Here is a 17,375-nt window from a genome sequence, read left to right as displayed (position 1 = left end):
GCGGCCGTGATGAAGGAGGAATGATTGCGGCGCGGGGCTTTTTCCGCCGGGAAGATGCGGTGTGAAGAGCGGAAGGAGGCGTTTCTGACGCCGGAGGCTCTTTAAAAGGAAAACCCCGGCGAACCGGGGCGTGGAATGCTGCGATCAGTCAGGACGACTAGTAGCGGGGACGGGGAGCGCGAGGCTTTGCTTCATTGACGCGCAGGGTACGGCCGCCGAAGTTGGTGTTGTCCAGAGCTTCGATGGCAGCGGCGGCAGCGGGATCTTCCATTTCAACAAAACCAAAACCACGGGCACGGCCGGTTTCACGGTCGTTCACCAGTTTTACGGAGAGCACGGCGCCGTAAGGGGCGAAAAGATTCTGAACCTGCTCTTCGGTGGCGGACCAGGGAAGATTCCCGACATAAATAGACTTGGCCATGAGAAAAACCTCACACAAAAGAAATCTAAAACCCACACCCTGCTCCGGCAAACCGATTGCCCAGAGTGTCTCTCCTGTCTATCAGGTATGCCCCAACGGCAACAGCAAGTCAATGCGTATTTGGTATTTTTTTCTCATTTTATCAGCAGGAAAGGGAAATTTTTTTTGATGCTCCCGGCCGTATGCAGGGCCTGCCCCATGTAAGGAACAGGGAAATAAGGCAAGTGATATCATGCGGATATCATGGAAAAGCAGGGCAATATCAAAAAAACATCCCCGGAACGGCGCGCAGTTGCAGCCCTAAGACTGCCTGCGCTTGAAGAGTTTTTCCAGATCGGCCTTTTCCAGAGTCACGGCGCAGGGCCTGCCGTGGGGGCAGAAATCCGGCTCCTCGGTGCGCAGCCACTGACGCACGAGCTGCATGGCGTCGTCGGGCGTGAGCTTCTGCCCTGCGCGTATGGCCGTGGCGCAGGCATGGTGTATCCATACGGAGGTGAGGTCGTCCACACGGCCGGAAAGGGCTTCGCGCAGGAAGGCTGAGGCTTCGGAACGGTCCATTTCCGGAGGCATGGCCTGCACGGCAAGACGCATGCCCCGGCAGGTGGCTTCAAAGCCGAGTCGGGTGAGCGTTTCCTTCAGTTCCAGAAAGCGTTCCTTTTCTGCAGGGTGCAGGTCCAGTTCCAGGGGAACCAGCAGGGGGCGCGCCACCCCGCGGGAACCGTTCGCCCGGAACTTTTCGTAGAAAATGCGCTCGTGCATGGCGTGCTGATCGAGCAGAAGCAGGGTGTCGTCGTTCTGCGAGAGCACAAGATACGTTTTCGCCACCTGCCCCAGATACCGGAAGCCCTGGAGCGGAGAGACCCCGGGCCTGGGCATGTCCTTTTCCTCTGCGGGCAGAGGGAGCACCTCCGCTGCGGAGGCCTTGTTTTCCTGCGTGTGTTCCGACTCCTGCACGGGAGCGGCGCTTTTCTGCGTGTGTTCGGCCTCCGGTGCAGGAGTTTCCGGCGCTTTTTCGCGCATGAGGGGCTTTTTCTCCGGGCGGGCCGCTTCGGAAGAGAGGGGACCGGAAGCGGAGGGAGAAGGTTCGGATACATGAGCGCGCGGGAAGGCGGGCGCAGGGACGAAGTCCTTTTCCGGGGCAGAACCGGTCAGGGGCCTTCCGGTACGGAAATCACGCTCGGGCTGGAACGGTTCGCGCAGGGCATTGTTCATGAACGTGACTTCTTCCTCAGGCTGAGTCCGGGGGGCGGGGCGCCTGGGCATGACGCGCACGGCGTCGGCCTCTCCCCAGAAGCCCAGCGGACGGGCGGGCCTCGGTTTTTCTTCGCGCACGGGGAGGGGCGCGGTGTCGGGCGTGCTTTCCGCCGCGTATCCGGCGCGTTCCGCAAAGCGTTCCGAAGCCAGAGGCACGCCGGCAAGGGCGCTGCCCACGGCGCGGAGCACGGCGGAGAACACGGCCTGCTCGTCGCGGAAGCGAACCTCGTTCTTGGCCGGGTGCACGTTCACATCCACCTCATGAGCGGGCAGTTCCAGAAAGAGCACGGTCTGCGGGTAGTCGCGGCTGGTGAGGCGGCCCTGATAGGCCTGCCGCACGGCGCGCATGAGCAGGCGGTCGTTCACGGCCCGGCCGTTGACGTAGAAGAGCATGCGGTCGGCGCGGGGCTGGGAGGAGCGCGGGTCGGACGTGAGGCCGTAAAGGTGCATGCCCGCCATGCGGATATCAAAGGGGCGCAGGGCGTCCACAATGGCGGGCGGCCAGAGCACGGCCATGCGCCGGGCAAGGTTCTGCCCCGCCTCGAAGCGCACGATTTCCCGGGAACCGGCCTTCAGAATGAAGCCTGCGTCCTCCCGGGCAAGGGCGATGCGGGTGAAGAGCTCCTGCGCCTTTTTCTGTTCCGTGGCCGGACTTTTCAGAAATTTCAGACGGGCGGGAATGTTGGAAAAAAGTTCGGCCACTTCCACCGTGGTGCCCTGATTGAGCGCCGCCGGGGAGACGGGCTTCATGGTGCCGTACACGACCTCGATGCAGGCGGCTTCGCCGGTGCCTCCGTCTTCCTCCTGCGGGGCGGACACCATGCGGAAGCGGGACACGGAAGCGATGCTGGGCAGGGCCTCGCCGCGGAAGCCGTAGGAGCTTATGTTCATGAGGTCGCCTATTTCGGCGATTTTGCTGGTGGCATGGCGGGTGACGGCAAGTTCCAGCTGATCGGCGCCTATGCCTCTGCCGTTGTCCGTCACGCGGATCAGGGTCTGGCCGCCGTTTTCCAGCTCCACGGTGATGCTGGTGGCCCCGGCGTCGAGGCTGTTTTCCATGAGTTCCTTGACCACGCTGGCCGGGCGCTCCACCACTTCGCCTGCGGCGATCTGGTTGGAAAGTTCCGGCGGAAGCAGGCGTATGGTCTTGTGGGGGGAAGTGTTCATGCGAACCTCAGGAAAAGGAAGAAGTGACGGCGCGGCAGGATGTTTTCCGGTATTTTCGGGCGAAATCTCAGGAAGTCAAGAGCAAGGGGGGGGGCGACCGGCCCGCATGCGGGCCGGTCGCGCTCATGAGCCTTTCAGCGGAGGGGCTTTCCGTACTTCGGTCATGAGAAAACGCGCTGCGGAAAGGCTCTGTTTTTCAGGGAGCATTTTCGCGGCGCGTCCGGAGGAAAAGCATGTTTTGCGGGGAAAATCGTTCTGCGTTTACGACGGATCAGTCTTCCACGCGTTCAATTTTAAAGGTCACGGGGCGGAGTCCGTCGTTGCAGGTGGCTATGGCCACGCCGCCTTCCTTCATCCATCCCCTGCCCAGGGGTTCCCCTGCTCCGTGATACAGGGCGTACACATAGTGCTGTATGCACTTCCAGGCTTCTCCGCACAGCTCCGCGGGCTGATAGTGTCTGTCGCATTCGATGACCTGTCCGGGTTTCACCAGCTGACAGGGACCGGTGACGTTGTCGCCGTAGCGCGCTGCGAGTTCCGCATCGAAATCCGTCTTCAGTACCGTGATTCTTACTTTTGCCATAGATCCTCCTGGTGGGGAGCAATGGGGGCCGTCCCGCCGGAGACGGGAGCGGCGTCAGCTCAGATTTTGCCCATCCTTTTGAGTTCGGCCTCGATTTCCTCACGGATGTCCGCGGGAATCTGGGGAATGGCCTTGTACACGTCGGCGGAAGCCTTCATCCATTCGGCCTTTTCCTCAGGCTGGATGGGCGTCAGGACGTGTCCGCGTGCGGTCAGGTCGGCAGGGGCGGTTCTGTCGGCGCTGCGGGTGTATTCAATGGACTTTTTCTTGAGCACGTCGAACATCTGCTCAAAGAGGGCGCGGTCCTCGGCGCTCAGGCTTTCCCACCAGTCGGCGCCCGCCACCACGAGATGAGGCGTGTACATGTGCTGGCTCATGAAGCAGTACGGAGCGATTTCGCCAAGGCCCATGGTGACGGCGGTGACGAGGTCGATGTCGAAGCCGGAGACCACGCGCTGTTGTACGCCGGTGACGGTTTCCGACCAGGCCATGGGAGTGGGGGCGAAGCCGAGGGCGCGGAGCCCTTCCACATGGGCTCTGGAGGGGGTGGAGCGGATTTTCATGCCCCTGCTCTGGGTGATGTGTTCCAGCTTTTCATTGGTGAAGATACCGCGGAAGGTGTTGCCAAGGAACGCCACGGCATGGGTGCCGCTCTTCTGGGAGAGATGGTCGAGAATTTTCTGTCCGACGGGTCCGTCCAGAATGGTGTCGGCACTTTCATAATCGGGGAAGAGGTAGGGCAGGTCGAAGATGCCGATGGCCGGGTCGAAGGCGGCGAAGTTGGGGGAGCCGTCCTCGCAGATGTGAATGGTGCCGAACTGCACGCCCTGGAAGACCGTGGCGGTGGTGCCGAGGCGGTAGGAGTCGTTGACGTCGAGAATATATTTCCCGCCGGAATGGGAGTCGAGAAAGGCCTTGGCGTCGAGCCAGGCGCGGTAATGGGGAGTCCCGGGGAAGTTTGCATGGGCCACCTTGATGTTTCTGGGCGCGGCGAAGGCGGGAGCGGCGGTGAGGGCAAGGCCGAAGGCTGCTGCGGCGCAGGCCATGAGGGAAATGAGCTTGTTCATGTATCCTCCTTGGGAAGTTATAAGAGGCAGAGGGAAAGGGCGGGGACGAGGCCGACGAGGAAAAGCACCACGATGCAGGCGCCGAGGAAGGGCATGACCGCGCGGCTGAGCACGCTGAAGGACACGCCGCTGATGCCGCAGCCCACGAAGAGGTTGACGCCCACGGGCGGCGTGATGAGGCCGAGAGTGAGACCGAGGGTAAGCACCACGCCGAAGTGTATGGGGTCTATGCCCATCTGCACGAAGCTGGGCAGCAGCATGGGGGTGAGGATGAGCACGCAGGCCACGGTTTCCATGAAGGTGCCGAGGATGAGCAGAAGCACGATGAGGGCCACCATCATGACGCAGGGGTTGATCATGGTCTTCTGCATGAACTGGGCGATGATGTCCTGGGTGTTGTAGTAGATGAGCAGGGTGCCGAGGGCGTTGGCCGCCGCCACCACGAAGAAGATGGCGCCGATGGTGACGAGGGAGGAGCGGCAGATTTCCCGGAATTTCTGCAGGGACATGGTTCGGGTGATGAAGCATTCCACGAACAGGGCGAAGATGACGGCTGCGGCGCCGGCTTCCGTGGGCGTGGTGATGCCGCCGTAGATGCCGCCGAGCACGATGACGGGCACCATGAGCGACCACTTGGCCTCCCACAGGGCGCGCAGGCGCTGCGCGGCGTTGCATTTCGGGAAGGGCTGTCCGTAGTCGTGCCTTGTGGCGATGACGTGGCAGACCATCATGAGAGCAAGGCCGGTGATGATGCCGGGAACGATGGTGGCAAGGAAGAGGTCGCTTACGGAAACGCCCGCGGTGGAACCGTAGATGATGAGCGTGGTGCTCGGCGGAATGAGCAGGCCGAGGCATCCGGAGCAGGCGTTGACCGCGGTGGAGAAAGCCTTGGGGCAGCCTTCCTTTTCCATGGCCGGGATCATCATGCCGCCCACGGCGGCGGTGGTGGCGGGGGCGGAACCGCAGAGCGCGCCGTAGAACATGCAGGTGAGCACGGAGATCTGCGCAAGGGAACCGCGCATGTGTCCGACCAGAGTGCGGGAGAAGCTGATGAGCGAACCCGACATGCTTCCGCGCTGCATGATTTCGCCTGCGAGTATGAAGAAGGGCACGGCCAGCAGCGGGAAGGAGTCGAAGGTGTTGTAGAGGCGCTGGGTGAAGAGCAGGTAGGGAAGGTCACCCACATACAGGCCGATGAGCACGGCCGCGCTCATGGCGACGCCTATATGGAAGCCCAGAAAGAGCAGAACGATGAGGGAAAGGAAAACGGCGATGACGGCGGGATCCATGTCAGTTCTCCGAAGTCGTGAGCGCGAGCCAGAGGCGGCGGACCGCCTGCAGCGTGGTCAGCGCAAAGCAGAAGGGAATGCCGAGCCAGACGTACCAGATGGGCAGGGGAATGGATATGGCCGTCTGACCGCGGGACATGATTTTCATGGTGGTGTTGAAGCTCATGCAGGTGATGGCCGCGCAGAGCAGCACGGCGCCGGCGAGGCAGATGACGCGCATGATGTGCTGCCCTTTTTGCGGCAGGGCCATGACGAAGGCGTCCACCCGGAGATGCGCCTCCTCCTTCATGGCCATGGCAACACCGAGATAGCTCATCCAGAGAAAGAGCATGAGGCTTGTTTCTTCAGGCCAGGAAAGGGCGTTGCCGAGAGCATAGCGCCAGAACACCTGAATGAAGGCGATGACGATGAGCGCGCATGTCACGAGAATGCCGAGTGTTTCCACCAGACGGTCGAGGAAGTCGAAGAATGTTTTCATGGCGTAGCTCCGGGGCCTCCGCCGGAGCGGAGGCCCTCCGGGTATCAGAGTGCGAGCAGCTTGTGGGCGTTGTCCCACATGACCTTCTGCGTGAGCTCTTCACCAAGCTCGAAGAGATGGAAGTCATGCACGGCCTGACGGATGTCGTAGCAGGGGTAGGCGGAACCGTAGAGGACGCGTTCCCCCTTGAGCCAGCGTATGGCGTTGCCGTACATCTCGTGCCCGGGAGCGGAGGGGTTGTGCATGTACATGTCGGGCACGATCCAGATATTGGGGCACATGAGCATGATGTTCACCATCTGCATGAGCCAGGGATAGCAGGCGTGGGAAACCACGATCTGCAGCGTGGGAAAATCGGAGGCGACGTGCTGGATGTACACGGGGTTGGAATAGTCGATGTCGGGCCCGACCATGAAGCTTGAGGTGATGACGGCAATGAGCCCGAGTTCCGCGCAGAGCGCGTAGACGGGGTAGAGCGTGGGATCGTCGGCCTTGCGCGCAGGATCGCAGAAGCCGGGTTCCACGGCGACGCCGTAGAAGCCCATGTCCTTGCAGCGGCGTACTTCGGCAAGTGCAGGAAGAATGCCCGCGCTTACATCCACGGCCCCGAAGGGAAAGAAGGTACCGGGATATTCCTGCGCCAGGGCAAGAACGTCGTCATTGGGCACGGAGGCGGCAAAGGAACTGGTGGCGCGGGCCATGACCACGCCTTTATCCACGCCGGCTTCCTTCATTTCCTCCAGAAAGAGGGGGAAGGATTTCCGGTGGGCCGATTCGGAGCGCCATGCATTCACGTCATGAGGGGCGACGGCATTGCAGACAGGGTTGAAGATCGAAAGTTCGGCAAAGCCCTTGTACGGGGGACGAAGGCGGAAATCGAAGATCATGACATACTCCCATTGTGAAAAAGTATGCTTGCAAGCTTGATTCCGACTTTACCCCAAAAAAGAGCTTAAAATAGTCCAAATGACCCTTTTTGGGAAGCAGTAGCGTTCTTATGAAAAAAAGGGAGGAAAAGGAAGGCGACGGAAGGGGGAGGTGTCAGCTTCCGGGCATGGCGAGTTCGGCAAGACGAGGCAGGTCTTCCACGACGAGATGATGTTTTGTGAACTGTGTCACGATACCTTCTTCCTTCAAGTATCCCATGCTCCGCTTCATGCTGCTCTTGCTCAGCCCGAGAAGGGCACAGATGTCGGTCTGGGAAATATCGGGAAAAAAGCAGGTCTTTCCCTGGTGATGCATGACCATGGAATAGATGTACCAGCAGACGAGGTGCAGCTTGTTCCGCGTGCACACGGCGTTGAGCAGGGCCTGAATGTGCAGGAGCTTCGTAGCGCTGGAGAGAAACATGTTTTTGATGAGGTGGGGAAAGTCGGCGATGAAGCTGTTGTTGAAGGGGAGCTCACCGCTGAAATAGTAAAGTGTGACCGGAGTACGGCACTCAAAGAGCACTTTCGAGGATATGGACTGGGTTACCGTGCAGGTTTCATTGATGAGCGCGCCTGCCTTGCAGATGAGGTTGGTGCGGGAAGCTCCGTTTCCTTCGTAGAAGATGCAGTGCACGGTACCGGATTTGACGTAGACGAAGTTGGTGGTGTTTTCGTCGTCGAAGGAAAAGACCTGCCCCTTCATGAGGTGCTTTTCCACTCCCCAGGCCCTTGCTTCCTTCCATACGGTGCTGATCCCTGAAATGACGCAGGGATAGCCCTTGTCCAGATAGGGAGAGATATGGGCGTATCGTGCGGCCTCCGATACGGAGGCGTATCTGTTGCTGGAAAAGGTGGTCATGGTGTTCTGCCTGGTTCAGGGAAGAAAAAGACTCCGGCATGACGTTCCGGATGTTCCGGCACAGAGGAGAGAGCCTGGGAAAAACGCCGTGCGCGGGAGGGGAGAGAGCCGTTCAGGCCTGATTCTGCCGTCTGTTCTTCTGCGCCTGAACGCCCATGCGCAGCATGTGGAAGTACAGTTCACGGCCCACCCATGCGTCGGTGGCGGCGTACTTGATCTGCTGGGGGGTGAGCTCATGGTTTTCCCAGTTGGAGCACTGGGCGCTTTTGCTGATGCGGAAGCCCAGAAGATTGGCGGCAAGGGTGCGCAGGCCCTGGGCCTGAATGCCCCGTGCGCGGGCCATGACGGCCAGATCCACCACGCCGTCGGCCTGGAAGGGATGGATGCGGGCCAGCGCCTTCATGTCGTCGTGAATGGCCACGCCCACCTTCAGCACGCGGGGAGAGGAGAGCAGTTCGGCAATACCTTCACTGAAGGGCAGATGGGTGAGCTGGATGAGGTAGGCCGTATCCGCCGTGGCAAGCTGTATGAGCGCGGGGCGGCAGGTCTTGCCCTTGGTGAAGGTGGGCCTTGTTTCGGTATCGAAGCCGAGTACCGGTTCCTGCCGGAGTTTTTCCAGAGCGGCCGCAAGGGACTCTTCTTCGCGCACAAGGACGACGGGGCCTTCCCATGCCTGAATGGGCAGAAGGTTGATCTCCTCCTTGCTCAGGCACGGCTGAAGAACAACAGGTGAAAAGGCCTGTTTTCTGGAAGAATGGGGCGGGGAAACGGTATCGACGGGCATAATTTAACCTTGCAGTCAAGCATTATCATGGAAAAAGCGGGGGGGCAAGATGTCCCCTGAGGCGCCGAAGGGGAAAAGGACGGTCGTTTTTTTCGTTTAAAGGCGCATATTGCGGTATTTAACAGGGGAAACGGTGTTTTTCAGGGAAAGATACCTGGTGTTTTCCGTCATGCCGCCGGAAAGTTTCGCGGCACGGATCGGCACACAAAGGCCCGGCGCGGGGCCGGGCCTTGTGCGGAAGGCTATTTTCCGATGCAGAAGGATGAGAAGATGGCGTTCAGCGTTTCTTCCGTGCTGTTCAGACCCGTGATGTCCGCAAGGTGGGCGGAGGCGGCTTCGAGATGAATGCTGCACAGATCGGGCGGAACGGAAAGGGCGATGGCCTTGTCCAGCTCTTCCAGGGCCGAGAGCGCCTTCTGAAGCTGGGCCGCCTGGCGGAGGTTCGGGGCGATGTCTCCTTCTTCCGGGCTGTCGTCGGCAAGGCAGAGGGCGCGGATGGCCGCGCACAGCTCGTCGATGCCCGTGCCTTCGCGGGCGGAAACGGGCATGAGCCTTGCGCCGTGGAAATCTTCAAGGCCGGAGGGCGGGGGCGTGACATCGGCCTTGTTCCACACGGCGATGCAGCGTTTTTCCCCGAGTTCCTGGATGAGCGCCTCTTCCGCAGTATACGGGGCGAGAGGATCGCCCGATGAGGCGGAGCGTGTTCCATCCAGCACCACGAGCACGCAGCGCGCGTTGGCGGCAAGTTCTTTGCCGCGGCGCATGCCTTCCAGTTCGATGCTGTCTTCGCTGTGTTCCCGCAGGCCTGCGGTGTCCACCAGACGCACGGGCAGGCCCGCAAGGGTGGTCATTTCTTCCAGATAGTCGCGCGTGGTGCCCGGCTTTTCCGTGACAATGGCCCTCTGGCGGCCGAGAAAGGCGTTCATGAGGCTGGATTTGCCTGCGTTCACCTGCCCGGCCAGCACCACGAGCGCACCTTCCCGCCAGCAGCGGGCGCGTTCGTAACCGGCCAGAAGGCCGCGTATGCCTCCGGCCACTTCCCGCGTGATGGCGGAAAATTCCTGCGGGGGCAGGCATTCTCCCTCCTCATCGGGAAAGTCGATGGCAAGGCATACCCTCTGCCGCAGGTATTCCAGCCTGCCGCGCAGCTCCTCCACCTTGCGGCCGAGAAGCCCGTCGAGCTTGGCGGAAGCCAAGTATACGCCCTCGCGCGAGGGCGCGGCGATGAGTTCCGCCACGGCTTCGGCCTGGGAGAGATCCATGCGGCCGTTCAGAAAGGCGCGCCGGGTGAATTCCCCCCTCTCGGCCATGCGCGCGCCCCGGGAAAGCACGGAGTCGAGCAGCGCGGAAAGCACGGCCACACCGCCATGCCCCTGTATTTCGGCGCAGTCTTCTCCGGTAAAGGAATGGGGGGCCTTGAAGAATACGGCAAGGGCGTCGTCGGCTTCGCGGTTCTCAGCATCCAGCATACGGCCGTGATGCAGCATGCGCGGCGTGAAATCGCGGAAGGCGGGGGAGGAGGGGCGGAACATGGAAAGAAGAATGTCGTGCGCCTTCGGCCCCGATATGCGGATGATGCCCACCCCGCCCGCTCCGGGAGCGGTGGCTATGGCCGCGATGGTGTCGGTATCGGTTCTGAAATCGACGGCGCTCATTTTTCCAGCTCCGCACGGATCATGGAGGAAAGGGCGGGATCTTCGCAGATCTTTGCCGCGACTTCATAGTTCTCGCGGGCCTTCGCCTCGTCGTTCAGGTGATAGCGGTAAATGACGGCAAGACTGTAACGGGTGGCGGCGTCGTCCTTGAGATGGATGGAACGCTCAAGACTGTCTGCGGCTTCGGCCCACTGGCCCTGCCGGGCGAGCACCACGCCCATGAGGTAGGGCGGACGGTGATCGGAAGGCGCGGCCACCACGGCGCGCTGGGCCATTTCCTTTGCGGCGTCGTTGTCGCCCCGTTCGGCAAAAAGACCTGCCAGCTGCAGCAGCGCCTCCACATCGTTGGGATTGCTCTGCAGTTTCTGCATGAGCGCCATGATGGGGGCGTTTTCCGCGTCGGCTGAGGCGGAGGGCTGCGCCTTCGGTGCAGCCTGCGCGGCCGGGCGCGTGTTCTGACGTACCAGCGGATGGTCGCCCATGCGCCAGGCCAGGGAAAGGGCGAACATGACCCCGAGTCCGAGGGAAAGCGCGCCGAGCACGATACGGCGGGAGGCATCAGTCATGGTCGGCCTCCCACTGTGCCATGCGGCGTTCCAGCCTTTTCTGTTCGGCGGCCAGGAAGGCCGTGTAAAGCCCCAGTCCTATCCAGAGTGCGGCATTGGCCGCCATGAGCCAGGTAACAGCAGTCATAGGGTATCTCCCGCCTTCGGGCGCGGTATCAGTGTTGTTCGTTTTCCGATTCTTCCATCATCCGTTCAAAGAACAGCTCATCCAGCCTGCGGGAAAGCAGCTTCTGCCTGTAGCGCAGAAGAAGCAGCGCAAGCCAGATGAAGAAAAAGCTTATGACGCAGGAGGCCACGGCCACGGCCATTTCCGCTTCCAGCCCGCCGCCCTGGGAGGCGAAGACGGAAGGGTGTATGGAACGCCACAGCCGGGCGGAGAAAAAGACCAGAGGCACATCGAGAAAGCCCGCAATGGACACCACGGCGCACAGAGACGCGCGACGGCCTTCCGGCATGGGCATGGAGCGCAGGGCCATGCACCCGGCATAGATGAACCACAGGATGAGCGCCGTGGTCAGGCGCGGATCCCACGTCCACCACACGCCCCAGGAATGCCGCCCCCAGATGGAGCCGGTCACCAGGGTGAGGGTGCAGAAGAGCATGCCGATTTCTACCGAGGAGGCGGAAAGCAGGTCGTACTTCGCCTTGCCGCTTTTCAGGTAGGCGATGCTTGCCGCGCAGGAAACGCCGAAGCTGATGAGCCCCCACCAGGCAAGGGGAAGATGGATGTAGAAGATTTTCTGGGCAAGCCCCATGACTTGTTCTTCCGGGGCATAGACAAAGACGAGCCACTGGCAGCATGCCAGGGCAAGACCGCCGAGAACGGCGAAAAGAGCGACGGGGGAACGCTTCATCAGTCATCTCCGCTGTAGACGAAGGGAAAGAGGAGAAGCCCGGCGGCCAGAAACAGCGCGTCGAAGGCGGCGGCAAGGCCCAGCCAGCGGAGGGCGTCCTCCAGCATGGGTTCCGGGTCCAGCCCCATGGAGGCGAGGCGCACGCCGGCAAGGAGCATGGGCACGAGCAGGGGGAAAAGCACGATGGAAAGCAGCGATTCCCTCCCGGAGCGGCCCACGGAAAGCGCGCCGAGCAGCGAGCCCGAGGCGGCCATGCCCACGTTGCCGAGCACGATGCCGGCAAGGGCCCAGTGCCAGCCCTGCCCGAGGTGCTGGCCGAGGAAGACGAACACGGCGGGTATGAAGACGCACTGGGCGGCGGAAAGAAGCAGAAATCCGGCCATGGCCTTGCCCAGCCATACGGCCTGTACCGGTGCGGGCAGCAGCACCAGGCCGAGGCGCGCCTGCGCGCTTTCCTCCACGGCATAGAGCATGTTGAAGATAAGTACCTGACAGAAGGCTGAAGCCAGCCAGAACATGGCGGCTGCGGCCTGCGGGCTGAGTCTGTCGCCCGCATTCAGGGACAGGCTGAACAGAAACACGAGCAGCAGTCCCAGAAGCAGGGCCTGAAGAAGGCCCGCCCCCCGGGCGAGGATGAGCCTGAGATCCTTCCCGCAGATGGCGAGGGCGCACGTCAGCATGAGGAGCCTCCCGCGCTTTGGATGAGGGCACGCTTGTCCAGCGTGAACACGGCGTCCGCATGGGGGGCGTCTTCCTTGAGATCGTGGCTGATCCAGAGCACGGCGGCGCCCCGGCCGCGCGCCTCCAGCATGAGTTCCATGAGCATGGCCCGGGAAGAGACGTCCAGCCCCGTGGCGGGTTCGTCCAGCAGGATGAGCATGGGGTCGGAAAGAAGAAGGCGCGCCAGGTTGAGCCTCTGCGCCATGCCCCGGGAAAAGATGCCCGCCCGTTCGTGGGCGTGGCGGGAAAGCCCCACGCGCGCAAGGGCGTTCTTCACCCGCTCATCCACGCGGTCAAGGCCTGCGGCCCGGGCCCAGAAGCGCAGATTTTCCTCCGCGTCCAGCCCCGGATAGAGAAAGGTGGCATGGGCCATGTAGCCCAGCCGCTCTTCCGGCACACGGCATGTCACCGTACCTGCGTCCGGCCGGGTGAGCCCGGCCATGATGCGCAGAAGCGTGGATTTTCCCGCGCCGTTGGCCCCTGCCAGAAGTGAAAGGGTGCCGGGCATGAGGACGGCGTTCACATGGCGGAAAAGGAGCCTCGGCCCGAAGGCCTTGGCAACGCCTTTGAGTTCCAGAAGCGCGCCTTCCATGTCAGCCTTCCGCGCGCTGATCTTCCGGGCGGCGTCTGCGGCCCAGAGCGATGAGCGGGGCGAGACTCATGAGCGCGCCGCCTATCCACAGCCAGTTCACCAGCGGATTGGTGCTCATGCGGAGCACGGCCCGTCCGCCGCTGATGCCGAGAAGGGTGACGTAGAACTCGCTGCCCAGCGAGGGGTAGGTGGTGGCTTCGGAAAAGGCGGAACTCGGGAACTTGTCGTACAGGCGGCGCTGCGGCGACACCGTGCCCACGACCTTGCCGCTGGAGGAAAGCTGCAGTTCCGCCTCGATGAATTCAAAGGTGGAACCTCTGCCTTCGTAGAGATTCACGAGCGTCACTTCATAGGCTCCCACCTGCGCCTTTCCGCCCCGGGCAAGTTCCATTTCCACTTCCTGCTTGTAGGGGCCGGAGAAGGAAATGCCGAGAGCCACGAGGGCGAGGCTGGCGTGCACGATGCAGGCCATGAGCGAGGGGCGCCAGGAACGGATGGATTTTTCCGTGAGAAGCAGCGCCATGCTCACAAGCAGCGCCGTGCTCAGCGAGGCGGCCATGAGGGGCAGCGCCTGGGTGACGCCCGTGCGCCAGAAGATCACGAGAGCGCCGCAGAAGGCCGCGCCCACGATGACGAGCCTGCGCCAGCTGCGCACTCCGCCCTGCCAGCGTATCCACGGGCAGGCGAGCAGCAGGGCGAGAAGCACGGTGAAGAGCGGCAGGCATACGCTGTTGTAGAAGTGCTGGTCGAGGCCCATGGAGCTTGCGGACCAGAGCTTGCTGAGAACGGGCCAGAGCGTGGCGAGAAGAATGATGAGCCCTATGGCCATGAGCAGCCATACCGTCATGACCACGAAGCCCTCGCGGGTTTCCAGTCCGCCGAGTTCGCGCCCGTTGCCTTCCCCGGCCAGCAGGGAAATCACACTGATGACGAGGAGGAAGGCCAGCACGAAGAAGAGCAGATACGGCCCCGTGCCGTTGCCGCCGAAGGCGTGCACGGAATTGACCACCCCGCCGCGCACCAGATAGGTGGCGAAGAAGGCCGAAACCGTGGTCAGGCTCATGAGGAAGATGTTGACGCGGTGCAGCTTGCCGCGCCTTGTTTCCAGAAGGCAGGTATGCAGGGCCGCCGTGCCGATGAGCCAGGGCAGGAGCGAGGCGTTTTCCACGGGGTCCCAGGCCCAGTAGCCGCCCCAGCCCAGTTCCATATAGGCCCACCAGCCGCCGAGCACGATGCCCGCCGTAAGGAAGAGCCAGCCGGTGAGGGTGAAGGGCCGGGCCACATCAATCCAGTGCATGGAATCCTGCTGGCGGCTCATGGCCTGCGCCAGAGCGAGACAGCCGGGAATGACGAATCCGCCGTAGCCCAGGAAGAGCAGCGGGGGGTGGAAGATCATGCCGGGGTTCTGCAGCAGGGGGTTCAGACCGTAGCCGTCCGCCGGAGCGGGCAGGCTGCGCAGGAAGGGATTGCTCCATGTGGAGAGCAGAAGCCCGAAGAAGGCCATGACGGAAAGAAAGAAGACGAGAAACCAGCTTCTTGTTTCCACGGAAAGGGTCCGGTAGGTGCGCGTGAAGAGAAAGGCCGTGCCGCACACCGAGACCATGAGCGCCCAGAAGAGCAGGGAGCCTTCATGCCCGCCCCAGAAGGCGGTGCAGCGGTAGAACAGGGAAAGGGCCCTGTCGGTATAGTTCGCCACATAGTCCACGGAAAAGTCGCAGACGACCAGGGCATACATGAGTACGCCGGAGGCTGCCAGAAGGCAGAGGGAACCTGCGGCCTGCGCCATTTCCAGCCAGCGCAGTTCGGAGGTTTTGCCCTGCCAGAGCTGCGCCGTGCCGACGGCGCCTCCGGCCAGGGAGAAAAACAGGGTGGCGAGCAGACAGATATAGGCGGCAAGGTACATGGCGGCTCCTGAGAAACGGGGAAACGCGGAGGAAAAGGGCACAGAGATAAAAAACGCGCATGCAGAGCGCGTTTTTTATCTCAGGCCTTTTCCCTGTTGCTTTTTTCGTACTTGGAAGGGCACTTGGTCATGAGGGTCTTGGCGTTGAAGTCCGCGCCTTCCATGCGGCCCTCCACGATGACTTCCGCGCCCTTGTCGAAGGTGTCGGGCAGAACGCCGCGATAGTGCACGCGGATGCCCTTTTCGGGGTGCTCCAGATCAAGAAGCGTGAAGCTCGCGCCGAGGCCGTTCTCGGGCCTGACGATGTCGTCCGCAGCCACGCCGAACAGGCGGGCGGACTTGAGCTTTTCCGAAGGCATGGCCACGGCCTCGGATACGTTCAGATGATACATGGTCCCTTCCGAAAGGGCCGACCACAGCATGAACAGCGCTCCTCCGGCAAAGAGGGCGAACGCCGTAAGATATACGGAAAGATTTTTCTTTTTCGTCGACATGTCGCCTCCTGGGCTATGAGCATCGTTCAGCCGGCGGCTGTTTTCAGTGACCAAAGTCACAGGGGGGAAAACAGGGTCCGCCCCGCTTCATTCTTCACCCCGGAAGGACTCTGACAGATTTATGCCCACCTTGCAAGTAGGAATTATTCCTGTTTACTCTCGGCGGCATTTTCGGCTCTGGCGGAAGCCGTCGTCCTTGCGCGGCGGCTTCTGGCCACGGCGCGCAGGTCGGCGGCCACGTCGCTTTCATCCACGATTTCCCGGCCGAGCAGCTCTTCCATCACGTCTTCGAGGGAAATGACGCCCGCAAGGCCGCCGAATTCGTCGAGCACGGCAAAAAGGTGCTGACGGCGTTCCAGAAATTCGGTGAGCACCTTGTCGAGGGTGAGCGATTCCAGCACGAAGTGCACGGGCTGCATGATGTCGCCGAGGCGCATTTCGCCGTCGTCGGCATCGCGGTGCAGCACCACGTCGCGCCTGAGCACGAGACCCACGATGTCTTCGTTGTCTTCGGCGTACACGGGAATGCGGCTGAAGTTCCAGAAGGAGGGGATGGCATAGGCCTGTTCCACGGTGCAGTCCTCGGGGAGGGAGAAGACCACGGTGCGCGGCGTCATGACGTCGTGCACGCGCTTCTGATCCAGCGCAAGGATATTGCGGATGGCGGTTTCCTCATAGCTCTGGATGACGCCCGCCTGCCGCGAGATGCGTGCCATGGCGTTGATGTCGTCTTCCGTGGCTTCGGGGCCGGATTTCTTGGGCGTGATGAGCTTTGTGATCTGGCCGGAAAGCCAGGTGGCCGGGCGCAGCACGACGGTCATGATGAAAAGCGGGAAGGCCAGAAGACGGCCCAGGCCGCCGGGGTAGGAGACGCCCAGCGTCTTGGGAATGATTTCGCCGAACAGAAGCACCAGCACCGTGAACAGGGCTGCGAAATAGGGCATGCTGTCCGCGCCGAGAACGCCTGCGGCCAGTGCGCCCGCCAGAGAGGCGCCCGCCGTGTTGGCGATGGTGTTCAGGGTGAGGATGGCGGAAATGGGCTGATCCACGTTGGAGCGCATCTGGTAGAGAAGTCTGCCTGCGCGGGAGCCGGATTCCTTCATTTTTTCAAGGGTGGTCCACGGAATGGAATAGAGCATGGCTTCCATGGTGGAGCAGAGGGCGGAGATGGACAGGGCCAGAACGATGGTGCTGATGAGCGCGGTCATGATGCGGGCCGGGTGGTTAAAAGGTTGATAACGAGCGATTCTAGCCGAAGACGGCCGTTACGGCAATGGGCGGGAAAAAACTTTCCGCGGAAGAGTCCGGGGAAAGATGCGGTCAGGGCAGAGGTTCCATGGAGCAGTTGGCGCGCAGGCCCTTTCGTTCGAGGCAGGCGCTTCCCCAGGCATACATGGCTTCCAGCACGGGGCGTATGCTCTGGCCGAAGTCGGTGAGCGAATACTCCACGCGCGGCGGAATCACGGGGAAGATTTCCCTGTGAACAAGCCCGTCCTTTTCCAGCTCGCGCAGCTGCTGCGTGAGCATTTTGGGCGTGGCGCCGGGCACGGTGCGCCGCAGTTCCGAAAAGCGCATGGGCCCTGATATGAGTTTCCATAAAATAAGTGTCTTGTACTTGCCGCCGATCATGCCGAGAGTGGCTTCCACGGGGCAGTGAAGCTCTTCGCCGGAGGGAAGGTCGCCGCCGTGACCACAGCAGCCTTTCGCGTCGTTCATAACAGTATCCTTTCAGGTACTATATATCAAAAAAGTACATTCTT

At 61.8% G+C, this 17,375-nt stretch carries 19 protein-coding genes; all 19 read right to left on the bottom strand.

Annotated features, from left to right (window positions below):
- Positions 1-157: 157 nt before the first annotated feature.
- Entirely contained in the window at positions 158-421 is a 264-nt protein-coding gene (locus tag Q0K07_RS00905) for an RNA-binding protein (protein ID WP_294555150.1), read from the bottom strand.
- Between the two features lie 300 nt (positions 422-721).
- Entirely contained in the window at positions 722-2,842 is a 2,121-nt protein-coding gene (gene mutL, locus Q0K07_RS00900) for a DNA mismatch repair endonuclease MutL (protein ID WP_294555147.1), read from the bottom strand.
- Positions 2,843-3,113: 271 nt separating this feature from the next.
- Positions 3,114-3,425: a TIGR04076 family protein gene (locus Q0K07_RS00895; protein WP_294555144.1), complete on the bottom strand. Its 312-nt coding sequence runs from the start codon at positions 3,423-3,425 to the stop codon at positions 3,114-3,116.
- A 59-nt stretch (positions 3,426-3,484) separates the two neighbouring features.
- Positions 3,485-4,492 (bottom strand): TRAP transporter substrate-binding protein, encoded by a 1,008-nt coding sequence (locus tag Q0K07_RS00890; protein WP_294555141.1) that lies wholly within the window; start codon positions 4,490-4,492, stop codon positions 3,485-3,487.
- A 17-nt stretch (positions 4,493-4,509) separates the two neighbouring features.
- Positions 4,510-5,781, bottom strand: a complete 1,272-nt coding sequence (locus Q0K07_RS00885; RefSeq protein ID WP_294555138.1) for a TRAP transporter large permease — start codon at positions 5,779-5,781, stop codon at positions 4,510-4,512.
- A 1-nt stretch (position 5,782) separates the two neighbouring features.
- Complete coding sequence (locus tag Q0K07_RS00880) at positions 5,783-6,259, bottom strand: TRAP transporter small permease (RefSeq protein ID WP_294555135.1); 477 nt, start codon at positions 6,257-6,259, stop codon at positions 5,783-5,785.
- A gap of 44 nt (positions 6,260-6,303) precedes the next feature.
- Positions 6,304-7,146, bottom strand: a complete 843-nt coding sequence (locus Q0K07_RS00875; RefSeq protein ID WP_294555132.1) for an amidohydrolase family protein — start codon at positions 7,144-7,146, stop codon at positions 6,304-6,306.
- Positions 7,147-7,300: 154 nt separating this feature from the next.
- Positions 7,301-8,047 (bottom strand): Crp/Fnr family transcriptional regulator, encoded by a 747-nt coding sequence (locus tag Q0K07_RS00870; RefSeq protein WP_294555129.1) that lies wholly within the window; start codon positions 8,045-8,047, stop codon positions 7,301-7,303.
- Between the two features lie 112 nt (positions 8,048-8,159).
- On the bottom strand, positions 8,160-8,831 hold the full coding sequence (locus Q0K07_RS00865) for a 3'-5' exonuclease (protein WP_294555126.1): 672 nt from the start codon (positions 8,829-8,831) through the stop codon (positions 8,160-8,162).
- Between the two features lie 242 nt (positions 8,832-9,073).
- Positions 9,074-10,486, bottom strand: a complete 1,413-nt coding sequence (mnmE, locus tag Q0K07_RS00860) for a tRNA uridine-5-carboxymethylaminomethyl(34) synthesis GTPase MnmE (protein ID WP_294555125.1) — start codon at positions 10,484-10,486, stop codon at positions 9,074-9,076.
- Positions 10,483-11,052: a tetratricopeptide repeat protein gene (locus Q0K07_RS00855; protein WP_294555122.1), complete on the bottom strand. Its 570-nt coding sequence runs from the start codon at positions 11,050-11,052 to the stop codon at positions 10,483-10,485. The genes mnmE and Q0K07_RS00855 overlap by 4 nt, the downstream gene beginning before the upstream one ends.
- Positions 11,045-11,179, bottom strand: coding sequence for a CcmD family protein (locus tag Q0K07_RS00850; protein ID WP_077071864.1), 135 nt, complete (start codon positions 11,177-11,179; stop codon positions 11,045-11,047). The genes Q0K07_RS00855 and Q0K07_RS00850 overlap by 8 nt, the downstream gene beginning before the upstream one ends.
- Positions 11,180-11,207: 28 nt before the next feature.
- Entirely contained in the window at positions 11,208-11,906 is a 699-nt protein-coding gene (locus tag Q0K07_RS00845) for a cytochrome c biogenesis protein (protein WP_294555115.1), read from the bottom strand.
- The gene (locus Q0K07_RS00840) at positions 11,906-12,586 is read right to left on the bottom strand and encodes a heme exporter protein CcmB (RefSeq protein WP_294555112.1); all 681 of its coding nucleotides are present in this window, start codon (positions 12,584-12,586) and stop codon (positions 11,906-11,908) included. Before Q0K07_RS00840 ends, Q0K07_RS00845 begins: the two co-directional genes overlap by 1 nt.
- Positions 12,580-13,218, bottom strand: a complete 639-nt coding sequence (locus tag Q0K07_RS00835; protein WP_294555109.1) for an ABC transporter ATP-binding protein — start codon at positions 13,216-13,218, stop codon at positions 12,580-12,582. The genes Q0K07_RS00840 and Q0K07_RS00835 overlap by 7 nt, the downstream gene beginning before the upstream one ends.
- Position 13,219: 1 nt before the next feature.
- Positions 13,220-15,121, bottom strand: coding sequence for a heme lyase CcmF/NrfE family subunit (locus Q0K07_RS00830; protein ID WP_294555106.1), 1,902 nt, complete (start codon positions 15,119-15,121; stop codon positions 13,220-13,222).
- An 80-nt stretch (positions 15,122-15,201) separates the two neighbouring features.
- A complete protein-coding gene (locus Q0K07_RS00825) occupies positions 15,202-15,615 on the bottom strand; it encodes a cytochrome c maturation protein CcmE (RefSeq protein WP_294555104.1) in 414 nt (137 codons plus the stop codon).
- Positions 15,616-15,758: 143 nt separating this feature from the next.
- Complete coding sequence (locus tag Q0K07_RS00820) at positions 15,759-16,823, bottom strand: hemolysin family protein (RefSeq protein WP_294555101.1); 1,065 nt, start codon at positions 16,821-16,823, stop codon at positions 15,759-15,761.
- Between the two features lie 112 nt (positions 16,824-16,935).
- Positions 16,936-17,331: a helix-turn-helix domain-containing protein gene (locus tag Q0K07_RS00815; RefSeq protein WP_294555098.1), complete on the bottom strand. Its 396-nt coding sequence runs from the start codon at positions 17,329-17,331 to the stop codon at positions 16,936-16,938.
- Positions 17,332-17,375 lie beyond the last annotated feature (44 nt).

Source organism: uncultured Mailhella sp. (assembly GCF_944324615.1).
Classification (GTDB): domain Bacteria; phylum Desulfobacterota; class Desulfovibrionia; order Desulfovibrionales; family Desulfovibrionaceae; genus Mailhella.
This window is presented reverse-complemented; position numbering and strand designations above follow the sequence as displayed.

Excerpts from the sequence above, each read along its gene's own strand:
- Q0K07_RS00840 (WP_294555112.1), bottom strand. The coding sequence starts at position 12,586 with ATGCTGACGTGCGCCCTCGCCATCTGCGGGAAGGATCTCAGGCTCATC.
- Q0K07_RS00895 (WP_294555144.1), bottom strand. The coding sequence starts at position 3,425 with ATGGCAAAAGTAAGAATCACGGTACTGAAGACGGATTTCGATGCGGAA.
- Q0K07_RS00865 (WP_294555126.1), bottom strand. The coding sequence starts at position 8,831 with ATGCCCGTCGATACCGTTTCCCCGCCCCATTCTTCCAGAAAACAGGCC.
- Q0K07_RS00880 (WP_294555135.1), bottom strand. The coding sequence starts at position 6,259 with ATGAAAACATTCTTCGACTTCCTCGACCGTCTGGTGGAAACACTCGGC.
- mnmE (WP_294555125.1), bottom strand. The coding sequence starts at position 10,486 with ATGAGCGCCGTCGATTTCAGAACCGATACCGACACCATCGCGGCCATA.
- Q0K07_RS00835 (WP_294555109.1), bottom strand. The coding sequence starts at position 13,218 with ATGGAAGGCGCGCTTCTGGAACTCAAAGGCGTTGCCAAGGCCTTCGGG.
- Q0K07_RS00905 (WP_294555150.1), bottom strand. The coding sequence starts at position 421 with ATGGCCAAGTCTATTTATGTCGGGAATCTTCCCTGGTCCGCCACCGAA.
- Q0K07_RS00820 (WP_294555101.1), bottom strand. The coding sequence starts at position 16,823 with ATGACCGCGCTCATCAGCACCATCGTTCTGGCCCTGTCCATCTCCGCC.
- Q0K07_RS00850 (WP_077071864.1), bottom strand. The coding sequence starts at position 11,179 with ATGACTGCTGTTACCTGGCTCATGGCGGCCAATGCCGCACTCTGGATA.
- Q0K07_RS00870 (WP_294555129.1), bottom strand. The coding sequence starts at position 8,047 with ATGACCACCTTTTCCAGCAACAGATACGCCTCCGTATCGGAGGCCGCA.
- Q0K07_RS00845 (WP_294555115.1), bottom strand. The coding sequence starts at position 11,906 with ATGAAGCGTTCCCCCGTCGCTCTTTTCGCCGTTCTCGGCGGTCTTGCC.
- mutL (WP_294555147.1), bottom strand. The coding sequence starts at position 2,842 with ATGAACACTTCCCCCCACAAGACCATACGCCTGCTTCCGCCGGAACTT.
- Q0K07_RS00830 (WP_294555106.1), bottom strand. The coding sequence starts at position 15,121 with ATGTACCTTGCCGCCTATATCTGTCTGCTCGCCACCCTGTTTTTCTCC.
- Q0K07_RS00885 (WP_294555138.1), bottom strand. The coding sequence starts at position 5,781 with ATGGATCCCGCCGTCATCGCCGTTTTCCTTTCCCTCATCGTTCTGCTC.
- Q0K07_RS00825 (WP_294555104.1), bottom strand. The coding sequence starts at position 15,615 with ATGTCGACGAAAAAGAAAAATCTTTCCGTATATCTTACGGCGTTCGCC.
- Q0K07_RS00890 (WP_294555141.1), bottom strand. The coding sequence starts at position 4,492 with ATGAACAAGCTCATTTCCCTCATGGCCTGCGCCGCAGCAGCCTTCGGC.
- Q0K07_RS00855 (WP_294555122.1), bottom strand. The coding sequence starts at position 11,052 with ATGACTGATGCCTCCCGCCGTATCGTGCTCGGCGCGCTTTCCCTCGGA.
- Q0K07_RS00875 (WP_294555132.1), bottom strand. The coding sequence starts at position 7,146 with ATGATCTTCGATTTCCGCCTTCGTCCCCCGTACAAGGGCTTTGCCGAA.
- Q0K07_RS00815 (WP_294555098.1), bottom strand. The coding sequence starts at position 17,331 with ATGAACGACGCGAAAGGCTGCTGTGGTCACGGCGGCGACCTTCCCTCC.